The sequence below is a fragment of the Methylophilus glucosoxydans genome (assembly GCF_042676145.1).
GTDB classification, from domain to species: domain Bacteria; phylum Pseudomonadota; class Gammaproteobacteria; order Burkholderiales; family Methylophilaceae; genus Methylophilus; species Methylophilus glucosoxydans.
Genome location: NZ_JBHTJW010000002.1, coordinates 330402 through 351373, shown reverse-complemented (window position 1 = coordinate 351373; position 20972 = coordinate 330402). Strand labels below are relative to the sequence as shown.

Genomic DNA, 20972 nt, shown 5'->3' with positions numbered 1-20972 from the left:
AGTCATCACTCACCTGCTTTTGCTGGTGTCGGCAATACGCAACAGGTCAGTGTTGGGCAAATATGCGAAAATAGCGCCATGCCTAGATTTGTCTATACCCTGCTCATGACCGTGGTCGCCGTCCTGCTGCCGCTCAAGCTGTTCTGGCGCGGCCTCAAGCAGCCGGAATACCGCCAGCATGTGGCTGAGCGCTACGGCTTTTACCGCCAATCGGTGCAAAGTCCGCTGATCTGGGTGCATTGTGTCTCGGTGGGTGAAACACGTGCCACTCAACCGCTGATTCACGCCTTGCTGAGCACCTATCCGCAACACCAGCTGCTGATCACGCACGGCACACCGACCGGCCGCGCGACCAGCAGCCAGTTATTCAGCGCCGAGATTGCCAGTGGCCGTGTCCTGCAAGCCTACCTGCCAGTAGACACGCCCGGCGCAGCCAGGCGCTTTCTCACCCACTTTAAACCGGTATTCGGCGTGCTGATGGAAACCGAGCTCTGGTTTCATTTAATTGACCAGGCCTGCCGCCAGCACATCCCCATGGCCTTGCTCAGCGCCCGCCTCTCGGAAAAATCCGCACGCGGCTATGCCAAACTCGGCAGCCTCAGCCGCCAAGGCTTGCAGCAACTCACCCTCATCGCCGCCCAAACCCAGGCCGATGCCGAACGCCTGCACGCCCTGGGCGCCGCCCAGCCGATGATTTGCGGCAACCTCAAGTTTGATGTCACGCCCCCCGCAGACAGCACCGACAAAGGGACGGCCTTGCGCCAGCAACTAGGCCCACAGCGCACGGTATGCATGGCCGCCAGCACACGCGAAGGCGAAGAATCGCTGATTCTCGACGCCGTGCAAGGCCTAAATGTGCTCACCCTGCTGGTGCCCCGCCATCCACAACGCTTTGCCGAGGTGGAAGCGCTGCTCAAAGCCCGTGGCTTGCGCTACGTGTTGCGCACCGAACTGGTCCAGCCGTTGCCTGCCGATGTGCAAGTCGTGCTGGGCAACAGCATGGGCGAAATGTACACCTATTACGCCGCCAGCGACTTTGCCGTGATGGGCGGCAGCCTGCAGCCGCTGGGCGGGCAGAACCTGATTGAAGCCGCCGCCATGGGCGTGCCGACCATACTAGGGCCGCATATGTTTAACTTTGAGCAAGTGGCGCAAGCGGCGGTCATGGCGGATGCGGCGGTACAGCTAAAGGATGTAAGTGAGTTGCATGGGATGATTGCGGCACTGGCAGCGGATAAAGTGAAAGTGCGTACGATGGCGGAAGCAGCGAAGGGGTTTACCTTGCAGCATAGAGGGACAACGGAAAGACTGATGATGGCGATAGCGCCATTGTTAAAAAAGTAGTTCTCTTTACGGATATAAAAAGAAGACTGGCAGCTTCTCAGTACGCAAATCACGTTTGATTTCGCCTTTAGGCGACCGTTCTTTCTTATGCTTGTCCATAAGAAAGAAGGCAAAGAACAAGACACCCTAGCTTCCGCTTGTTTCCTGCGTTGCTCATCATCGTGGGCGTCCAGCGAAACTCGCCCTAGCGGCTTGCACAGTGCGCAAGCCACCGCGGAACTCGGACAGCCGCTGGCCGAATACTCCCACGCTGATTGCGCTACTCGGCGCGGCAAATAGGGGCCCGAAAACCCATGAGCGCCATCAGTTGTTTATTGAATAGAAGGAATTTGGTTTTTGTATCATCCAAAATTCTACGCTGTGCGTTTGGTGAGACAAATCCCATTCATCACGCTGAGTAGCGGAAACAAAGTAAGGAAGAAGGGAGCGGCTGTCTGAGCTCCGCAACAAGCCACGAAGTGTGTGGCTTGTCAGGGCGAGTTTCGTGACCGCTTATTTTGTTGAGCAACGCAAGGCAGCCGTCAGGCCGTGATGGCTGGGGGCCCTCCTCTTTGCTTACTTTCTGTGGGGCAAGCAACAGAAAGTAACTCGCCTAGAGGCGAAAGAGTACGTAACAAACCATCACCCAGCACCCGCGTGGGCATGCATGCCCACCCTACCTCCTGCGCTACTCAGCGCGGGAGATAGGGGCCCGAAAACCATGAGCGTCCCCCTTAGTGGATTAAAAAAAGAATTTGAGTTTTTGAACGGTCCAAGCTTCAACAGTGAGCGTTTGGCGAGATGAATCCCATCCCATCACGCTTGATTTCATTGCTTGGCAGGCGGAATAAGGTTGCAGCTTGTTTGAATCCCGCAGCAGCTTACGTTTTGTGTAAGCTGCCAGGTTGAGTTCTGCAACCGCGACTGACGAGTAATGAAATCAAGGGAGCCTTTAGGCCGTGATGGCTGGGGGCCCTCCTCTTTGGTTACTTTCTGTGGGGCAAGCAACAGAAAGTAACTCGCCTAGAGGCGAAATAAAACCTAACAAATAAACACCAATCCTCCGCGAGGGCATACCGCTTTGCGACCATAGCAAGCAACAAAAAAGGCGTACTTTTCAGTACACCTTTTTCAATCACACATCAGCTAGCCCAGATTTGGCGCTAACCATCTCTCCAACCAAGCCTTATCCACATTCCTTCTCTGTGCCATATCCTCCACCTGATCATTGCCAATCTTATCGACACTGAAATAGCGCGACTCAGGGTGCGCGAGGTAGAAGCCACTGACAGCCGCCGCCGGAATCATGGCGTAGCTGTCGGTGAGTTGCATGTCAATTTCTTCTGCCTGCAACACCTTGAACATCTCGGACTTCACGGTGTGGTCCGGGCAGGCCGGGTAGCCAGGCGCAGGGCGGATGCCGCGGTATTGCTCTTTGATCAGCGCTTCGTTGCTCAAGTCTTCATCGGCGGCATAGCCCCAGAAATCGGTACGCACACGCTCGTGCATGTATTCGGCAAAAGCTTCAGCCAAACGGTCGGCCAGTGACTTGAACATGATGGCGTTGTAGTCATCGTGGTTTTTCTCAAACTCGGCCAGGCGTTTTTCCATGCCCAGACCCGCGGTGACGGCAAACAGGCCAATGTAATCGTCGACCCCTTTAGGCGCAATAAAGTCGGCCATGCACTGGTTGGGGCGGGCAACACCGTCGATTACCGGTTTTTGCGTTTGCTGGCGCATGCCATACCAGGTCAAGGCGACCTGGCTGCGGCTGTCGTCGGTGTAGATTTCGATATCGTCCGTATTCACCTGGTTGGCAGGCAGCAAGGCGATCACGCCATTGGCGCTAAGCCAGCGGCCATCGATGATGCGTTTGAGCATGATTTGCGCTTCAGCGAACACTTTGGTGGCGGCTTCGCCGACGATTTCGTCTTTTAAAATCGCGGGGTAAAAACCGGCCAGGTCCCAGGTTTGGAAGAAGGGGCCCCAGTCTATATATTGCGCGATGAGGGCGAGGTCGATATTTTTGAACACGCGGCGGCCGATAAACTTGGGTTTCAGTGGCGCATAGTCACCAGTGAAAGTGAGTTGCGCGGCATTGGCGCGTGCTTCAGCCAGGCTTAGCATGGGCACGCCTTTTTTATTGGCGTGCTGCTGGCGGGCTTTTTCATAGTCGGCCTGAATCTCGGCCAGGTAAGCTCCGCGCGTTTCTGGCGTGAGCAGGTTTTGCATGACGCTGACCGAGCGTGAGGCATCAGGCACATAAATGACCGGGCCGGTGTAGTTGGGCGCAATTTTCACCGCGGTGTGCGCACGTGAGGTCGTCGCACCGCCAATCAGCAAGGGGGTTTGCTGCTCAACAAAGTGCGGGTCACGCTGCATCTCTTTGGCGATATAGGCCATTTCTTCGAGCGACGGTGTGATCAGGCCAGATAAACCGATAATGTCAGCGTTTTCGCGCTTGGCCATTTCCAGAATTTCAGCGGCGGGCACCATGACGCCCATGTTCACCACCTCGAAGTTGTTGCACTGCAACACCACTGAGACGATGTTTTTGCCAATATCGTGCACATCGCCTTTGACTGTGGCAATCACCACTTTGCCCTTGGGCTTGGCGACCATGCCGGTACGGCGCTCTTCAGCGGCTTTTTCTTCTTCAATAAACGGGATCAGGTGCGCCACGGCGGATTTCATGACGCGCGCGGATTTCACCACTTGCGGCAGGAACATCTTGCCCTGGCCGAACAGGTCACCCACCACGTTCATGCCATCCATGAGTGGGCCTTCAATGACATGAATCGGGCGGCCGCCCTTGCTCATGATGTCCTGACGCACTTCTTCAGTGTCGGCGACGATAAAGTCGGTAATCCCATGCACCAGCGCATATTCCAGGCGCTTGGTGGCAAGCACCGGATTCTCAGGTGTGCCGCGCCAGGCCAGCGTCGCTTCGGTTTTTTTGCCGCCAGCGACCAGCGTGCCCGCAATCTCAATCATGCGTTCAGTGGCCGCTAATGGATTCTCAGAGTCCACCACGCGGTTAAGCACCACGTCTTCGACGCGCTCACGCAATTCCGGATCAATATCGTCATAGACACCGACCATGCCCGCATTGACGATGCCCATGGTCATGCCTGCTTTAATCGCATGGTAGAGGAACACGGTATGAATGGCTTCACGCGCAGGCTCATTGCCGCGGAAGCTGAAGCTCACATTAGACACGCCGCCGGAGATACGTGCATATGGCAGGTTCTGCTTGATCCAGCGTGTGGCCTCGATAAAGTCCACCGCGTAGTTGTTGTGTTCTTCAATGCCGGTGGCAATGGCGAAGATATTGGGGTCGAAAATAATATCTTCAGGCGGAAAGCCAGTGCTCACTAACAAATCATAAGCGCGTTTACAGATTTCGATTTTGCGTTCAAAAGTATCAGCCTGGCCTTTTTCGTCAAACGCCATGACGATGACGGAAGCGCCGTAGCGGCGGCACAATTTGGCCTGGCGCAAAAACTCGGCTTCGCCTTCTTTCATTGAGATGGAATTGACGATGGCTTTGCCCTGCACACACTTGAGGCCAGCCTCAATCACGCTCCATTTGGAGGAGTCGATCATGATGGGCACGCGGGCAATGTCCGGCTCGGAGGCGACCAGGTTGAGGAAATGCGTCATGGCCTTGACCGCATCCAGCATGCCTTCGTCCATGTTGATATCAATGACCTGGGCGCCGTTTTCCACCTGTTGGCGCGCCACGCTGAGCGCTTCTTCGTATTGCTCGTTGATGATCATGCGTGCAAACGCTTTGGAACCCGTCACATTGGTACGCTCACCCACGTTCACAAACAGCGATTGCTCATCAATCACAAACGGTTCCAGGCCTGACAGCTTGGTCGTCACCGGTAAGGTTGGCACCTGGCGTGGTGGCAGGTCTTTAATCGCGTTATAAATGGCGTTGATATGCGGTGGTGTGGTCCCGCAGCAGCCACCGGCAATATTGATAAAGCCGCTTTGTGCAAACTCTTTGACCAGGCTGGCGGTGATGTCGGGCGTCTCATCAAAGCCGGTATCAGACATCGGGTTGGGCAGGCCCGCATTCGGGTAGATACAGACAAAGGTATCGGCGACCTTGCTCAGCTCTTCGGCATACGGGCGCATCAGGGTCGCACCCAGTGCACAGTTGAGGCCGACGGTCAGCGGTTTGGCGTGGCGTACCGAATGCCAGAAGGCAGTGACGGTCTGGCCGGAGAGGATACGGCCAGATGCATCAGTCACGGTGCCCGAGATCATGATCGGCCAGGTCTTGCCCTGTTCTTCAAAAAAACTGTCGATGGCAAACAGTGCGGCCTTGCAGTTAAGCGTATCAAAAATGGTTTCCACCATGAGGATATCTGCCCCGCCTTCGACCAGGCCACGAATTTGCTCCAGGTAAGAGGTCACCAGCTGGTCAAAGCTGACGTTACGGGCCGCGGGGTCGTTCACGTCGGGTGAAATCGAAGCGGTTTTGGGCGTGGGCCCCAGGGCGCCCGCGACAAAACGTGGCTTGTCCTGCGTGCTGTATTTGACGCAGGCGGCCTTGGCCAGCTTGGCCGCTTCGACGTTCATCTCGTACACCAGATGCGCCATATGGTAATCGTCTTGCGCGACGCTGGTGGCACCAAAGGTGTTGGTTTCAATGATGTCGGCGCCCGCGGCCAGGTATTGCTCGTGGATTTCCTGGATCACCTGCGGTTGCGTGAGGGTCAGCAGCTCGTTGTTGCCTTTGACAAACAGCTCGCGTTCGCCTGCCGGGCCCTGAAAATCCTTGAAGCGCTCGCCACGGTAATCGGCCTCGGTCAACTTGTAGCGCTGGATCATGGTACCCATGGCACCATCCAGAATCAGGATGCGTTGGGAAAGCGCCTCACGGAGCCATTGTTCAGTCGCGGAAACCGGCAGTTGCGTCATGCGTATCAACTTGAAAACAAAAGTAATATTTTATCACAAGCACAAGGCGGCTCCTTGCCTGTCGGCGCAAGGCGTAATCTGGAGCATTGGGTGGAAATCCCGAGCTCGCCTAAACCGGATAGGCGAAATAAAAAAATGCATTTAACATAGCGCTGATTCAAGGGCGTATGGCTTTATCCATCACGCAGGGACCACACAGACAAACGGATTCACAGATGATTTCAGGCTTGGTACAACTTTTTTTATGGCAGGGGCTGGGCGAACTGCTCAGTAAATTCTTTTTACCCGGCATCCCCGGACCGGTGCTAGGCCTGCTGCTCTTGCTGGTGTTTTTATGTGCCCGTGGGCAGGTGAATGCCGACCTCGGCCTGGTGGCCGACAGTTTCCGCCAGCATCTGGGATTGTTATTTGTACCCGCCTCGGTCGGCGTGCTGCTGTTTCTGCCTGAGCTGCAAACACACGCCCTGGCGGTAGGCACCGCCCTGCTGGTGAGCGTGATTCTGACCATCGCCGTCACCGCCATTGTGCTAAAACTATTCTGGTATGTTTCACTCAAGCGCAATAAGGGGCACCGCCATGAGTAAGCGCCTGCCAATTGCCGAAATTTGGGTCTACCTGTCGGGTGACCCACTGTTTGCGCTGATTATTACGTTGGCCAGTTATCAGCTCGGCTACCTGTTGTATGTGCGCGCCAAGCGTCATCCGCTGGTCAACCCGGTCGCCATTTCGGTGCTGCTCACCTGCCTGACCATAGACCTGCTGGACATGCCGTATGAAAAATACTTTGAAGGGGCGCAATTTGTGCACTTTTTGCTGGGCACGGCCACCGTCGCCCTGGCAGTGCCGATTTACAACGGCTTCAAGCGCATGCAAGGCAAGATTTTTCATATCTGGGTGGCGCTCACCGTGGGCAGTACGGTGTCTATTGCCAGCGCGGTGGCCATTGCCAAGCTGATGGGCGCGACCGACAACATTGTGGGCAGCATGTATGCCAAATCGGTGACGGCGCCAATTGCCATGGGCATTGCCGAGCGCCTGAACGTGTCGCCGACGCTGACGGCGGTGTTTACCGTGATCACCGGCATGCTGGGGGCGATTCTGGCCCCGTATATCCTCAATGCGGTCAAAGTTCAGCAGTGGTGGATACGCGGCACGGCGATTGGGGTGGGCGCGCATGGTCTGGGCATTACACGCGCGTTTAGTGTCAATGAAGAAGCCGGGGTGTTTGCCAGCATGGCGATGGGGCTCAATGGCGTGATCAGTGCCATCGGCCTGCCCATCGTATTGACCTATTTACGGCCACATTTGGGCTTCTAGCTGACACCCAGCTTACAAACGGCCATTTTGGCCGAACTTGGCGCAAAATCGTATTGTCATTCCAAACGTAAAAGGGTTTAATGTAAGCATTGTAAATCCCATTTACGGCGATCAATGTGTGAAAGCGTCACCTGGCTGATCAAAACGATTAGCCAGTGAAAACAGTGCCTTATCACAGCAATAAACCGTAAACATACACCCCATACTAACAACTATTGATGATAGCCATTCACTGATATATGGATAAACCTCTGAATACAGCCGCATACAAGCTCAGACTGTGGGTCGTCACAGTGCTGCTGGCTGTGCTCGGGGTGGCCCTGGTGGCAGAGTTCTCTGACCACTCCAGCTACCGTGATGATGTGGTGCGCGTGCGGATTGCCGAGATTAGCGAACCTTCCGCCGATGGTGAATCGCCGTTTCCCTCATTATTGCCTTTGATTAACCTGCCCGCAAGCTTCGTCATTGCCTGCGTGATTCCGTTTGCGCTACTGGCTTTGCCACGTCAGCGCCTGATCAAACACCGCACGGTGGTTCGCCACCTGCACTCACGGGCTCCCCCCGCATCTGTTTAGGACACTCTGTGCCCATGCGCATGCTGTTACTCCCCGATTCAAGTTGATAGTGTTTGTAACCGATGCGCCCACCCTGTCCTGCATCATGCCCGGTGACATGGTACTGGCGCCCAGAGTCCAACGGTGGGTGAACATTCCCTGGCGGCATACGCCTACAAGATGCCAGATGGCTGTTTAACCAGTATTCCTCTTCAATTTAATTAAGATAAGAACACACTTATGATGAAACAGCACTTAATCGTTTTAGGCTTGCTTGGCTCCCTGCTAGGCGCTTGTCATAAAGAAGAAGCGCCCAAGGAAGAGCTTCCCAAACTGGAAGTCACCACCCCGATGCGCAAAGACACCACGCTGATTAAAGAGTATGTCTGCCAGATCCATGCCATCCGGCATATTGAAATGCGCGCGCTGGAGCGTGGCTATTTGCAGGATATCTTTGTCGACGAAGGCAAATATGTCAAAGCTGGCCAGCCCATGTTCAAGATCATGCCAAATATCTACCAGGCGGAATTGATGCGCGCCAAGGCTGAGGCCAATGCCATTCAGATTGAATACGAAAACACCAAGGCGCTGGCCGAAAAAAATGTTGTGTCGCTAAACGAGCTGGCGATTGCCAAAGCCAAACTCGACAAGGCGCTGGCTGAAGTGAACCTGCATCAGACACACTTGAACTTTACCGACATCAATGCCCCGTTTGACGGCATCATGGACCACCTGTTTGTGCGGAAAGGTAGCCTGATGCAAGAGGGTGACTTGCTGACCACACTGTCTGACATCAGCAAAATGTGGGTCTACTTTAACGTGCCAGAATCCGAGTATCTGGACTTTAAAGCCCGTCATGAAGATGAAAAGCAGGTCAAGGTGCATCTGCGCATGGCCAATGGCCAGGTGTTTAATCAACAGGGGGTCATCGAAACCATCGAAGCCGACTTTGACAACAAAACCGGTAACATCGAGTTCCGGGCGGGCTTCATGAACCCTGAGCGTCTGTTACGTCATGGCGAGACCGGTAACATCATGATGGATATCCCTTACAAAAACGCCATGCTGATTCCACAAAAAGCGATTTTTGAAATTCTCGACCAGCAGTATGTGTTCGTGGTGGGCAAGGATCACAAACTGGAACAACGACTGGTTAAAGTGGCGGCTGACATTCAAGACATGTCCATCATCGAGAGCGGCCTGCAAGACACCGATCATGTGTTGATTGAAGGCCTGCGCCGCGTCACCAAAGGTGACAAGATCATTGAGGACTTTAAAACACCCGACAAGGTTGTTCCTGAACTGAAGCTGTACGCAGAATAACGAAACATCAGGTGAACACATATGCTTAACATATTCCTCAAACGCCCAGTACTGGCCATCGTACTGTCCCTGCTCCTGACGTTTACTGGCTTCTTGTCCATTAAAAGTCTGCCGGTCGAGCAGTTTCCAGACATTGCGCCACCGCGCGTATTGATCTTCCTGGCTTATCCTGGCTCCAGCGCCAGCGTGCTGGTGCAGTCGTCACTGATTACACTGGAGCGCGCCATTAACGGTGTGCCCGGCATGAAATACATCGTGTCCGACGCGACCAGTGCGGGTGAAGCCACCATCCAGGTCTATTTTGACCAGGGGGTAGACCCGAACGAAGCGATGGTCAACACCAAGGTCAGGCTGGACCAGGTCATAAACCGTCTGCCACAGCTGGTACAACTGGAAGGGGTGATCCTGAACAAGGTACAGCCTAGCATGTTGATGTACGTGAACATGTACAGTACCGATAAAAACGCGGACCAGAAATTCCTCTACAACTACTCGCAAATTAACGTGATTCCTGAAATCCAGCGCGTGAACGGCATTGCCTGGGCGCAGATTTTGGGTAGCCGCCAATATGCCATGCGGGTGTATTTAAACCCGGACCGCATGCGGGCTTACAACGTGTCTTCCAAAGAAGTCATGGATGCGATGTCCAACCAGAGTTTGATTGGTCGTCCCGGCCGTTTGGGGCAAAGCTCGGGCCTGCAGGCGCAAGCTAAAGAATACACCCTGGTGTATAGCGCCAGCCGCTATGAAAAGCCTGAGCAATATGAAAATATTGTGATCCGCTCCACCCCCTCAGGTGAGATTCTGCGCCTGAAAGACATTGCCAAAGTCATGCTGGGCAGTGAGTTCTACGACATTTACTCCAACAAAGACGGTTATCCTTCTGCCTCGATTGTGTTGAAGCAAAACTACAACACCAACGCGAAAGAAGTGATTGAAAACGTCAAGAAAACGCTGGAAGAGCTCAAACCCACCTTCCCGGCTGGCATGACCTATGAAATCAACTACGACGTGTCACGCTTTGTAGATGCTTCTATCCACAAGGTCTTGCATACGCTGGTTGAAGCGTTTGTGCTGGTATCGCTGGTGGTGTTCATTTTCCTCGGTGACTGGCGCTCTACCCTGATTCCGTTGATCGCGGTGCCCATCTCGCTGATCGGGGCGTTTGCCGTGATGAGCTCGTTCGGCTTGAGTATCAACCTGATTACGCTGTTTGCCATGGTGCTGGCGATCGGGGTGGTCGTGGACGATGCGATTGTGGTGGTGGAAGCGGTGCACGCCAAAATGGCTTCTGACCATGTCGGCCCTTACGCCGCGGTACAACGTGTATTGGGTGAAATCGGCGGCGCGGTGGTCGCGATCACCTTGCTGATGACCTCGGTATTTGTGCCGATCACCTTCCTGCCAGGTCCGGTGGGTGTGTTCTACCGCCAGTTTGCGATCACCATGGCGTCCTCCATCGTGTTGTCAGGCATTATTGCGCTGACCCTGACCCCCGTGCTGTGCGCGATGATCTTGAAGAATACGCATGGCCAGCCCAGAAGCCGTAACCCGATCAACCTGTTTTTGGATATATTCAACAAGGGCTTTGACAAGGTGACTGATTATTACACGGCCTTCCTTGAAAAACTGGTGACTCAGCGCACGATCACCTTTCTGGTGATTGGGCTGTTCTCTTTCGGGATTGTTTCGATTGTTAAAATCATTCCAGAGGGCTTCATTCCCGGTGAAGACCAGGGCATGATTTATGCAATTATCCAGACCCCTCCAGGCTCAACACTGGAAACCACCTATCAGGTGTCTCAAGAGCTGCAAAAAGTAGCGAAGAAAATTCCTGCAGTGCAGTCTGTGACCGCCTTGGCGGGTTACGAGGTGCTGACCGAAGGGCGCGGTTCTAACGCGGGTACTTGTATTATCAACCTCAAGGACTGGGAGGAACGTAAAGAGACCGTGGCTGACGTACTCAAGTTGCTCGAAAAAGCCACCGAAAACTTTGGCGCGCGGATTGAATACTTTGAACCGCCTGCAGTGCCTGGTTATGGTACCGCGTCAGGTCTGGCCTTCCGCTTGTTGGATAAAACCGGCTCGCTGGATTACCAGAAGTTTGATGACATCAACAAAGACTTCATGAAGGCCCTGGCAAAACGCAAAGAATTAACCGGTTTGTTTACCTTCTATGCGGCCAACTATCCACAGTACGACTTGATCATTGATCCGCAACGTGCCATGCAGAAAAAAGTCACGATTGCCGATGCGATGGACAACCTCGACGTGCTGGTGGGCAGTACCTTTGAGCTGGCATTCATCCGCTTTAACTACTACTTCCGGGTGTATACCCAGGCTGCACCTGAGTTCCGCCGCTTCCCTAGCGACATCCTGAACTACTATGTACGCAATGAAGATGGCGAGATGGTGCCTTACTCAGCCTTTATGACGATGAAGAAACAACAGGGTCCTAACGAAATTACCCGTTACAACCTGTTTAACTCTGCAGCGCTGCGTGCCGAGCCTGCTGAAGGCTACACCACCGCCTCTGCAATCAATGCCATCAAAGAAGCCGCTAAATCTCTGCCTAAAGGCTACTCAGTGGGCTGGGAAGGCTTGAGCTTTGACGAAGAACGCCGTGGCAATGAAAACATCATTATTTTCATGGTGGTGCTGGTATTCGTTTACATGGTGCTGGCCGCACAATATGAAAGCTTCATTATTCCGTTTGCGGTCATGCTGTCGTTGCCAGTTGGTATTTTCGGTAGCTTCCTGTTGCTGAAAATGGCCGGGTTGGCCAATGACGTGTATGCGCAGATTGGCTTGATCATGCTGGTGGGCTTGCTTGGTAAGAACGCAGTGCTGATTGTAGAGTTTGCGGTACAAGCGCGTGAAAAAGGTGCCTCTATCAAAGAAGCCGCCATCGCCGGGGCAAAAGCACGTTTCAGACCAATCCTGATGACCTCGTTTGCCTTTATTGCCGGCCTGATTCCATTGACGGTCGCGACCGGGGCCGGTGCGATTGGTAACCGGACCATCGGTACCTCGGCCTTGGGCGGCATGTTATTCGGGACGCTCTTTGGTGTGGTCGTGATTCCTGGCCTTTACTATATATTCGCCAGCTTGGCGGACGGTAAAACGCTGATCCGCAAGGAAGATCAGAACCCACTGACTGAGTCCTACGAGTACAACAGACATGAAGAAGAAGACGAACATGACCACTAATAAATATCTGTATTGGCTGGTAAGCGGTGCAGTTGCAGCCATGCTGCAGTCCTGTGCGATCCCCAACATCATGACCAAGGAGGCCGACACCGCCTTACCCGCGCAATATAGTGGTAAAGCGGCCGCGGCCGACACACAAAGCAGTGCCAGTGTGAGCTGGAAAGAGTTCTTCCAGGACCAGAATCTGGTCTCTCTGATTGATACGGCCGTGGCCAACAATAAAGAGATCCAGATGATGGCGCAGCGTATCTCGATGGCGCAGAACGAAATTCAGGCTAGACGCGGTGCTTATCTGCCTTTTGTGAATGCCGGTGGTGGCATCAATTATGAAAAAACCAGCAAGTTTACCCGGCTGGGTGCGGTCGAAGATGGCCTCAAGATTCATAATCAATCCTTCCCGACCTTTCTTGGCGACTACCAGTTTGGGCTGGTAGCCTCCTGGGAAGTCGACATCTGGCACAAACTGCGCAATGCACAACAAGTTGCCGTGCTCGACTACATGGCGACCACAGAAGGCAAAAGCTTCCTGGTCACCAATTTGGTGGCTGAGGTGGCCAACAGCTACTACGAGCTGGTCGCGCTGGATAACCAGTTGCTGACGCTGCAAAAAAACATTGAGATTCAGCAGAATGCGCTCAATGTGATTCGTGAACTGCAGAAATACGCGCGCTCAACCTCACTTGCGGTCAAACGGTTTGAAGCCGAAGTGAAAAAGAACCAGAGCAAGCAGTACGTGATCAAGCAGCAAATTACCGAGGCTGAGAACCGCATCAATATGCTGCTGGGTCGCACCTCGCAACCAATTGCACGCAACAGCGATGGCTTCATGGAACTACAGCCTAAAGCAGTCGAGACTGGCCTGCCTTCACAAATGCTGGCCAACCGCCCGGATATCCGTCGCTCCGAGCTCGAACTCGCAGCGGCCAAGCTGAATATTGACGTGGCCAGAGCCAACTTCTATCCCTCGTTCACCATGAACGCCGGACTGGGGTTTCAGGCCTTCAAGCCGCAGTATTTGCTGAATATCCCAGATGCACTGGGCGCTTCACTGGGCGCGGGCTTGATGGGGCCATTGATCAACCGGAACGCGATCATTGCCGAGTATAAAAATGCCAGTGCCTCGCAAATTGAAAAAGCTTACGAGTATGAGCAAACCATCATCAATGCTTATATGGAAGTGGCGAATCAAATTGCCAACGTCGATAACCTGAGCAAAAACTTCAGCCTGAAAACCGACCAGGTTAACCAGTTGACGCAGTCGATTGACGTGGCCAACCAGCTGTTTAAAAATGCCCGCGCGGATTACGGTGAAGTGCTGCTGACGCAACGTGATGCGCTGGATGCCAAAATGGAGTTGATAGACACCAAGCAGCAACAGATGTCTGCCATGATCAATCTCTATCGCTCTTTGGGCGGTGGCTGGCGTTAAGCGTTACCCAAACCAAGCCTAAGCAGATCGCCCAGTCTAAAGCAGGCGATCTGACAAAACAAAGGGATTCCGAAAAATGGAATCCCTTTGTTTTTGCTGCCCTGCAACATCCATTCCCGCGCCTCCAACCATCCCTTTTGTCTAATTCACCTAGACCACCAGAGCGTAGCAATGCTTGAGAGCACTCAATCGACCTCGGCACGCAAGTAGGCTACACAACGCGCTACTGGCACATGTGCTGCCTTAGCGACACATATGGCACACAGCCTAAGTTGAATAACGAGTAAACACCACTCACCCAATCCGCACAAAAGCGACCCTCCCCATAGCAAATACCCTTGCTGCAGGATGAAGGCATCCCTGTTTAAACAGTCGTGTGCGCAACGAGCGCTGTGGCAGAGCGCCGGAGGGAGGAGTCGTGAAGAGATGCGCCGTATATTGCGTGAGGCTGACAAGCACTCACCCGTGCCTAACCAAACAGGCTAGCCACGGGCAAGTTATTAGAATGGGGCTTATTTGCCGAGCAGGTTATCCAGCGAGCGCTGGTCCAGTGCGCCCAAATAGGTCGGGCATTGCTGGTTGATGACGGCGACCCAAGCTGCACAACCGTCCAAAGGTTGCTGGCTGGCTGGCACGGTCAAACCAAAATCTGCTGGTTTGCGCGGCGGGACTGATTTGTTGCCAAACCACATGACGCGCTTGTCCTTAGACAACGCGAAACAGCTCTTGGCCGCTTCACGCAAAGCCTCGCGCGCATCGCTCAGGCTGCCGCAAGCCGAACTGCCATCGACTTCCATCAACTGCGCGCCGACTTCATAGCGGGTTTGGTCCACAGTCAATATCGTACCGGCAGGCTTGTATTCATTCATGACCGCATAAAAGCCAAACAGAAAAATCAGCATGCCCAGGGAAAGGCCACGATGCTGCTTCTCAAACACCTCAATGCCAAAATAATTCACCGCCAGCGCCATCAGCGTCAAGGCAAATGCGGCCATAGCCACCATCTTGTGCGGAATCTGTATCTCATAAATCCCCCAGGCAAACGCAATTACCGCTATGGCAAGGGTGACAATCCGCATCATTTTTTTATTCATTGCAACACACGCTCCACTAACTAAAGATAGAGGCAGTAATGGCCCTCGCCACCGCCCACCCACGCGCAACATCTTAACCGATTTGCCTGAATGATTGATATTGATGCAGCCCGAATGTTCGCAAAGACGGTTCCAAATTAAGCTTGCTGTAAGTTTGCCGCCAGCCAATGCTCAATCACCACCACCAGATACGCCTGTTCCTCCAGGGTCAGCGCTCGGCCAGCAGGAATCTGGTGCCATTTGGATAAACATCCCCGGCAACATGTAGCGGTAGCATGTTGCGCGACAAACACCGGATGTCCGCGCATCGGCGTTTGCTGACCATCATTGGCCGGAGTAGCCGGGGCCAGCCGCTCGGCAATAAATTTTTCTGCATGGTCTAGCACCACCGCCAACCCTTTTTGTTGCAAATAGTGCTGGTCTTTAGGGTTTAATTTGAACCGTGCGCGAAAATCGGAGCGTTGCAGGGCTTGAAACAAGGCTTCGAGATCGCGCATGGCCTACACACCACAATCAGTGCAACTGCGAAAGGTGCAGATCTCGCAGTTTTGGCGCCTTGAACGCCGTCACCCCTACCACTGCCAGCGTCATGCAGCCCCCAAACACCACCGAGGGCACCAACCCCATGAGTCTGGCGGTGAGCCCGGACTCGAACGCACCTAGCTCATTGGAAGAACCGATAAAAATGCCGTTGATGGCCGAGACGCGGCCGCGCATGCCATCGGGCGTGGCCAGTTGCAGAATGGTTTGCCGTAACACCACCGAGACGCCGTCCATCATGCCGGAGATGGCCAGGATCAGCATGGCTAATTCAAAATTGGTGCACAAGCCAAATGCAATCATGCACGCACCAAAACCGGCCACGGCAAACAGCAGCCAGCGGCCACTGTGCTCATGAATCGGGTGTTTGGCAAGCCAGATGCCGGACACAATGGCGCCCAGTGCGGGGGCGGCACGTAATAACCCCAGGCCTTCGGGGCCCATCTGGTAGATATCGTGCACAAAGGCAGGCAGCATGGCGACAGCACCGCCAAATAGCACGGCGAACATATCGAGCAGTTGCGCGGCGAGCACCACTTGCGTACGGCGGACAAAGCGCAAGCCTTCAGCGATGCTGGCAAAGACTTTCATTGGCTCATGGCTATGGTGCTCGGTCACGCGCAAGGCCAGCGCAGCCACACAGGCGGCCAGTGCCAGCAGTGCAGACAGCCCATAAGCGATAGATTTGTCAGCAAACCCAATCAGCAAACCGCCGATGGCGGGACCGACAATGAGCCCAATCTGAAACATGGAGCTGCCGATGCCAGAGGCCTTGGCGATGGAGGCACGCGGGATAATCAGGGCAAATAGCGTGTTATAGCTGGGGGAGATCAACGCACGTGCAAAGCCGGTCAGGCAGACCGTGCCATAGATCCACCAGGCAGTATGTGCTGGCTGTTGTTGCGTAATCATCACCAGTAACCCGGCGTTCACCGCCAGAAAAAAAGCCGACACGGCGGCAAAACCGCGGCGCGAGAAGTAATGATCCACGGCATGCCCCGCAAACAGCGCGCTACCCATGTAAGGGACCACTTCTGCCAGGCCGACCAGCCCCAAGGACCAGGGATCGTGTGTCAACTCGTAGATATGCCAGCCGATGGCAACCATCATCATCTGGTACGACAGCACCATGAGGATGCGGTAGGCAAGCAACTTGGGGAATGCATAGCCCTGATGGGCAAGAATCTGGCGGATGGACAAAGACATAGGCAAGATTATACGCTATCGCTTCACATGGCTGCGGCGTGCAAAATCGCCTACAATCTGCAAGCGGGTGCGGTGAATCAGGCAGTAGGCGGTAACGCTGATGAGCCGTCGTTGACTCCGTGCGACTCTGCCGATATAGATGGGGCGCACCCGCAAGTCTTAAGCAACCGATTAAATGCGGCAAGATTTAATCGGGTAAGATGCCGGCCTGCTATCGCAAGCAGTCTGCCCCTTAACTAAAGGTTTATTTTCATGACATCACGTATTTCAGTATTCAGTTTGTGTTTTCTCTGGTTTGTGACGCTTTGCGCACATGCAGAGGAAAGTTTCGTCACCAAAGAGCCATTCAGGCAACCGGCAAAAATGCCTTCGGCCATCGTGACTTTGCTGGCGCAAGAGCCGTCGGTGGCCAATAGTGCCAGTTGCGGGGAATCCAAGCCTGCCGCTTTACTGGAAACGCAAGTGTTACGCCTGAGCAAAACGGCAAAAGCTTATTTGGTGAAACCAGCACATGCTTGCCTGTGCCGCGATGCCGCTTGCCCGGTGTGGTTGTTTCAAATGAGAGGGGCGGCGGCCAAGCTCATTTGGCATACCCCTGCCGCAATCAAGGTGGCCGTATTAGACAAAAAATTTGATGGCTACCAAAAACTGGGCGAAACCGACGGCGATGCAGCGGCAGGGAGTGAGACGCACTGGTCTTGGGACAATACGCGTTATAAACAAACCTATAAAAATACCTGGACCATGGACGCCGACAATAAATGCCGCTTGGGCGAGGAAACGATCCATCTGGTGGATGGAAACATTGTGAACCATACCATCAAGTGTCCCCAGGACTAACCCACGAGAAGCTCATGCGAGGCTAAGATGCGCATCGTGATCCAGAGACTGTTGCTGGGACTGGCATTACTGCTGACATCCCCCGCAATGGCGGCGGACACCATGCAACTCTGGATCACCGTCGATTGGGAAGGCTTGTCGCTGGATGAAGACAATCTACAGGCCATGCAACGCTTTCGGCAGCAGTTTCCAGACATTCCGATGTTGCATTTGGTCAATCCGGTCTATTTTATCCAGCCTGGGGTCCATCGCGCCCAGGTAGGCAGCCTGATTCGCAGCACGTTTTTACCGCAAGACACGGTGGGATTGCATCTGCACCCCATGCGCACATTGGTTGAGTATTGTGGGCTCACCTATCAGGCCACGCCCTCGATTTCTGGCCGCGATGAACATTGCAGACAGGCCAGTTGCGGTCATTCTGTCAGCCTGGAGTTTGCTTACAGCGAGACCGAGCTGACGCGGCTGGTGCATTGCAGCAGTGATTTGATGGTGCAAAACGGCTTTAACCGTCCCCGGCATTTCCGCGCCGGCGCCTGGCAACTGGGGCCCAAGTTGCAAGCCGCACTGGTTGCGAATGGCTTTTATTGGGATAGCTCGCGCATTGATGCGCGTTTGCTGACCACGCGCTGGCCCAGCGACAGTCCCCTGATCAAGGGATTGCAACAGCTGCATGCGGGCAGCACACCGCTGGAACAACCGTATGCTTTGTCTTATCAATTGATGGAATACCCGGATAACGCCGCCCTGGCGGATTACACCAACACGCAACAACTGTTGCGCCTGTTTGAAGCTTTATTGAACCAGGCCCCTGCCGTCATGGTCTTGGGATTTCATCAGGAATCGGCTGCAGACTACCTGTTGCAACTGGAGCGCGCCATTCCCCACATGCAGCGGCTGGCAAAACAGAAAAATGTCACGTTGGTGTGGATGCCCTAATCGCCGCGAGAACGCATGGACTTATTTGCACAAGACACCCCCTCTAAAGTGATGCTGGCCCCGGGTGCCTGCTGGCTATCCGGCTTTGCGCTGCCCTGCATGCCAGTGCTTTGGTCTTGTCTGGCACAGCATCTGTCTGCCCATCCACCCCGGCAGATGATGACGCCCATGGGTTACCCGATGTCAGTGCGCACCAGCAGCATGGGTGATTGGGGCTGGGTAGGCAGTGCGGCTGGCTATGGTTACCAGGCGGCTGACCCCGCCAACCATCAACCCTGGCCAGCGATGCCGGAGGTGATTTTACAGCTGGCTGCGACCGCCGCGCAGCAGGCAGGGTATGCCGACTTTGTGCCCGACAGCTGTTTGATCAACGTGTATGCTCCCGGCAGCAAAATGGGCTTGCATCAAGATAAAGATGAGCAGGATTTTACGCAGCCGATTGTGTCAGTGTCGCTCGGGCTGCCAGCCACGTTTCTATTTGGTGGCGCCAGGCGGACGGACAAGCCGGTGAAAATCCCGCTGGTGCATGGTGATGTGGTGGTCTGGGGCGGCGCCAGCAGGCGCTTTTATCATGGCGTGGCGCCAGTCCAGCCTGGGCAGCATCCGCTCATTGGCCCGCAACGCATTAACCTCACCTTGAGAAAAGCGCGTTAGCATCTCGCCCTGACAACGCCTTAACAATAGCCGCATAAACGCTGATGAAGATCAAAAACCCCGCTCACTTCCGGGTTGCATCTGTTTTTCAAAAGAGTAAACTGAAACTGTCTTATCTATCCAACATTTGCTGAATGATCCAGCAAACACTCGATAAGACCCTTTCCGAAAACAAGGAGTTTGTCATGAATTTACAACTTACAGGACACCATTTAGAAATCACTCCAGCACTGCGCGAGTACGTATCATCCAAGTTCTCGCGTATCAGCAATCACTTTGATCATGTGATTGATGTCAAAGTCACCATGTCTGTTGAAAAGCTTGCCCAAAAGGTTGAAGCGACATTGCATGTGCCAGGCAACGACTTACACGCCGCCTGCTCAGACGAAAACATGTACAGTGCCATCGACATGCTGACCGACAAACTTGACCGCCAGGTCGTGAAACACAAGGAAAAAAATGGCGACCACCACAAATCCGGTGGCGCTGTGAAACACCAGTTAAGCTCATAAGCCTTAACGCCATTCTCTACCCGACCGGGTAGAGAATTCACCCCGCCCCCGCTACTTTTACGCCGTTTCACGCCACCCGAATCAATTCAGTTGTAAAATGAGTCCAACACTTTGTTGATGCGTTAACAACTTATGGCTCAAATCTCCGTAGCCGATTTATACAAGCAGATTCGCAGCAAACTCAAATTGAAATGGGTAGCAGGCGAGTCTGGCGGTCAGAAAGTCCTCAATTCAGGCACCGTAACCAAGCCTTCGCTGGCCCTGGTCGGGCATTTAAATTTTGTGCACCCCAACCGGGTGCAAGTGTTGGGCTGTGCCGAAATGGACTACCTCGGTGGGCTCAGCATTCTGGCCATGCAACAGGCGGTAAGCAACCTGTTTTCAACCGACCTGGCCATGGTCGTGGTCGCCAATGGCGAAAAAGTACCCTCGGTCATGCTGGAAGCCGCACAACAATCGCAAACCCCCTTATTCACGACGCCCATGATCAGCCCGCAACTGATGGAATTACTCAGCCATTATCTGGCGGTGGCGACGGCAGAAACCACCAGCCTGCATGGCGTGTTTATGGAAGTACAAGGCTTTGGCGTGCTGATTACCGGCAGTGCGGCGATTGGTAAAAGCGAGCTGGCGCTCGAGCTGATTTCACGGGGCCATCGGCTGGTGGCAGATGATATTGTGGATTTTTACCGGGTCTCGCCCGAGCGTATTGAAGGCCGCTGCCCAGAGCTGTTGCAAGACTTTCTGGAGGTGCGCGGTCTCGGCATTTTGAATATCCGCGCACTCTATGGCGATAATGCAGTCAAACCAACCAAGCCGCTGGATATGATGATACAGCTGGAGCTGGCCGACGAATTGAAGCCGCAGGACCTGGACCGGCTCAGTGCCAACCGGCAGACGCAACAAGTGCTGGATGTAGAGATCAGCAAGGTGATTATCCCGATTGCCGCCGGGCGCAACATTGCGGTACTGGTAGAAGCCGCCGTACGCAATCACATGTTGCTGTTGCGTGGTGTCAATGCCACCAAACAACTGACACAGCGGCAAAAACAGATCATGCTCAGAGAAAGCAAATTACGATGACATCCACAGGGTTAAG

The 20972-nt window shown here is 54.1% G+C and carries 16 protein-coding genes; 12 read left to right on the top strand and 4 right to left on the bottom strand.

Annotation, left to right across the window (positions count from 1 at the left end; translation table 11 throughout):
• Positions 1-78 precede the first annotated feature (78 nt).
• Positions 79-1344: a lipid IV(A) 3-deoxy-D-manno-octulosonic acid transferase gene (waaA, locus tag ACFQ1T_RS04150; RefSeq protein WP_379076855.1), complete on the top strand. Its 1266-nt coding sequence runs from the start codon at positions 79-81 to the stop codon at positions 1342-1344.
• A 1125-nt stretch (positions 1345-2469) separates the two neighbouring features.
• On the opposite strand, the gene metH is transcribed toward waaA, so the two are convergent.
• Complete coding sequence (gene metH / locus ACFQ1T_RS04145) at positions 2470-6258, bottom strand: methionine synthase (protein ID WP_379074148.1); 3789 nt, start codon at positions 6256-6258, stop codon at positions 2470-2472.
• Between the two features lie 215 nt (positions 6259-6473).
• On the opposite strand from metH, the gene ACFQ1T_RS04140 reads away from it, so the two are divergent.
• The 6 genes from ACFQ1T_RS04140 to ACFQ1T_RS04115 all read left to right on the top strand — a co-directional run bounded on the left by ACFQ1T_RS04140 (position 6474) and on the right by ACFQ1T_RS04115 (position 14091).
• A complete protein-coding gene (locus ACFQ1T_RS04140) occupies positions 6474-6842 on the top strand; it encodes a CidA/LrgA family protein (protein ID WP_194748945.1) in 369 nt (122 codons plus the stop codon).
• Positions 6835-7575, top strand: a complete 741-nt coding sequence (locus tag ACFQ1T_RS04135) for an LrgB family protein (protein WP_194748946.1) — start codon at positions 6835-6837, stop codon at positions 7573-7575. Before ACFQ1T_RS04140 ends, ACFQ1T_RS04135 begins: the two co-directional genes overlap by 8 nt.
• A 239-nt stretch (positions 7576-7814) precedes the next feature.
• On the top strand, positions 7815-8150 hold the full coding sequence (locus tag ACFQ1T_RS04130) for a hypothetical protein (RefSeq protein WP_313984976.1): 336 nt from the start codon (positions 7815-7817) through the stop codon (positions 8148-8150).
• Positions 8151-8369: 219 nt separating this feature from the next.
• Entirely contained in the window at positions 8370-9452 is a 1083-nt protein-coding gene (locus ACFQ1T_RS04125) for an efflux RND transporter periplasmic adaptor subunit (RefSeq protein WP_275357881.1), read from the top strand.
• 21 nt (positions 9453-9473) lie between these two features.
• Entirely contained in the window at positions 9474-12662 is a 3189-nt protein-coding gene (locus ACFQ1T_RS04120) for an efflux RND transporter permease subunit (protein WP_379074143.1), read from the top strand.
• Positions 12652-14091: a TolC family protein gene (locus tag ACFQ1T_RS04115; RefSeq protein ID WP_228518856.1), complete on the top strand. Its 1440-nt coding sequence runs from the start codon at positions 12652-12654 to the stop codon at positions 14089-14091. Before ACFQ1T_RS04120 ends, ACFQ1T_RS04115 begins: the two co-directional genes overlap by 11 nt.
• Before the next feature lie 512 nt (positions 14092-14603).
• Here the strand turns inward: ACFQ1T_RS04115 and ACFQ1T_RS04110 are convergent.
• The 3 genes from ACFQ1T_RS04110 to ACFQ1T_RS04100 form a co-directional block, all read right to left on the bottom strand.
• Positions 14604-15185 (bottom strand): hypothetical protein, encoded by a 582-nt coding sequence (locus ACFQ1T_RS04110; protein ID WP_379074140.1) that lies wholly within the window; start codon positions 15183-15185, stop codon positions 14604-14606.
• A gap of 137 nt (positions 15186-15322) precedes the next feature.
• Positions 15323-15682, bottom strand: a complete 360-nt coding sequence (locus ACFQ1T_RS04105; RefSeq protein ID WP_194748951.1) for a DUF4186 domain-containing protein — start codon at positions 15680-15682, stop codon at positions 15323-15325.
• 16 nt (positions 15683-15698) lie between these two features.
• Positions 15699-16931, bottom strand: coding sequence for an MFS transporter (locus tag ACFQ1T_RS04100; RefSeq protein ID WP_275357888.1), 1233 nt, complete (start codon positions 16929-16931; stop codon positions 15699-15701).
• 252 nt (positions 16932-17183) lie between these two features.
• On the opposite strand from ACFQ1T_RS04100, the gene ACFQ1T_RS04095 reads away from it, so the two are divergent.
• The 5 genes from ACFQ1T_RS04095 to hprK all read left to right on the top strand — a co-directional run bounded on the left by ACFQ1T_RS04095 (position 17184) and on the right by hprK (position 20956).
• Complete coding sequence (locus ACFQ1T_RS04095) at positions 17184-17771, top strand: hypothetical protein (protein WP_379074137.1); 588 nt, start codon at positions 17184-17186, stop codon at positions 17769-17771.
• A 27-nt stretch (positions 17772-17798) separates the two neighbouring features.
• A complete protein-coding gene (locus tag ACFQ1T_RS04090) occupies positions 17799-18707 on the top strand; it encodes a hypothetical protein (protein WP_275357891.1) in 909 nt (302 codons plus the stop codon).
• A gap of 15 nt (positions 18708-18722) precedes the next feature.
• On the top strand, positions 18723-19361 hold the full coding sequence (gene alkB / locus ACFQ1T_RS04085; RefSeq protein WP_379074135.1) for a DNA oxidative demethylase AlkB: 639 nt from the start codon (positions 18723-18725) through the stop codon (positions 19359-19361).
• Positions 19362-19546: 185 nt separating this feature from the next.
• Complete coding sequence (hpf, locus tag ACFQ1T_RS04080) at positions 19547-19873, top strand: ribosome hibernation-promoting factor, HPF/YfiA family (protein WP_194748955.1); 327 nt, start codon at positions 19547-19549, stop codon at positions 19871-19873.
• A 132-nt stretch (positions 19874-20005) separates the two neighbouring features.
• A complete protein-coding gene (gene hprK / locus ACFQ1T_RS04075; protein ID WP_379074133.1) occupies positions 20006-20956 on the top strand; it encodes an HPr(Ser) kinase/phosphatase in 951 nt (316 codons plus the stop codon).
• Positions 20957-20972 lie beyond the last annotated feature (16 nt).

Excerpts from the sequence above, each read along its gene's own strand:
- waaA (WP_379076855.1), top strand. The coding sequence starts at position 79 with ATGCCTAGATTTGTCTATACCCTGCTCATGACCGTGGTCGCCGTCCTG.
- metH (WP_379074148.1), bottom strand. The coding sequence starts at position 6,258 with ATGACGCAACTGCCGGTTTCCGCGACTGAACAATGGCTCCGTGAGGCG.
- ACFQ1T_RS04140 (WP_194748945.1), top strand. The coding sequence starts at position 6,474 with ATGATTTCAGGCTTGGTACAACTTTTTTTATGGCAGGGGCTGGGCGAA.
- ACFQ1T_RS04135 (WP_194748946.1), top strand. The coding sequence starts at position 6,835 with ATGAGTAAGCGCCTGCCAATTGCCGAAATTTGGGTCTACCTGTCGGGT.
- ACFQ1T_RS04130 (WP_313984976.1), top strand. The coding sequence starts at position 7,815 with ATGGATAAACCTCTGAATACAGCCGCATACAAGCTCAGACTGTGGGTC.
- ACFQ1T_RS04125 (WP_275357881.1), top strand. The coding sequence starts at position 8,370 with ATGATGAAACAGCACTTAATCGTTTTAGGCTTGCTTGGCTCCCTGCTA.
- ACFQ1T_RS04120 (WP_379074143.1), top strand. The coding sequence starts at position 9,474 with ATGCTTAACATATTCCTCAAACGCCCAGTACTGGCCATCGTACTGTCC.
- ACFQ1T_RS04115 (WP_228518856.1), top strand. The coding sequence starts at position 12,652 with ATGACCACTAATAAATATCTGTATTGGCTGGTAAGCGGTGCAGTTGCA.
- ACFQ1T_RS04110 (WP_379074140.1), bottom strand. The coding sequence starts at position 15,185 with ATGAATAAAAAAATGATGCGGATTGTCACCCTTGCCATAGCGGTAATT.
- ACFQ1T_RS04105 (WP_194748951.1), bottom strand. The coding sequence starts at position 15,682 with ATGCGCGATCTCGAAGCCTTGTTTCAAGCCCTGCAACGCTCCGATTTT.
- ACFQ1T_RS04100 (WP_275357888.1), bottom strand. The coding sequence starts at position 16,931 with ATGTCTTTGTCCATCCGCCAGATTCTTGCCCATCAGGGCTATGCATTC.
- ACFQ1T_RS04095 (WP_379074137.1), top strand. The coding sequence starts at position 17,184 with ATGACATCACGTATTTCAGTATTCAGTTTGTGTTTTCTCTGGTTTGTG.
- ACFQ1T_RS04090 (WP_275357891.1), top strand. The coding sequence starts at position 17,799 with ATGCGCATCGTGATCCAGAGACTGTTGCTGGGACTGGCATTACTGCTG.
- alkB (WP_379074135.1), top strand. The coding sequence starts at position 18,723 with ATGGACTTATTTGCACAAGACACCCCCTCTAAAGTGATGCTGGCCCCG.
- hpf (WP_194748955.1), top strand. The coding sequence starts at position 19,547 with ATGAATTTACAACTTACAGGACACCATTTAGAAATCACTCCAGCACTG.
- hprK (WP_379074133.1), top strand. The coding sequence starts at position 20,006 with ATGGCTCAAATCTCCGTAGCCGATTTATACAAGCAGATTCGCAGCAAA.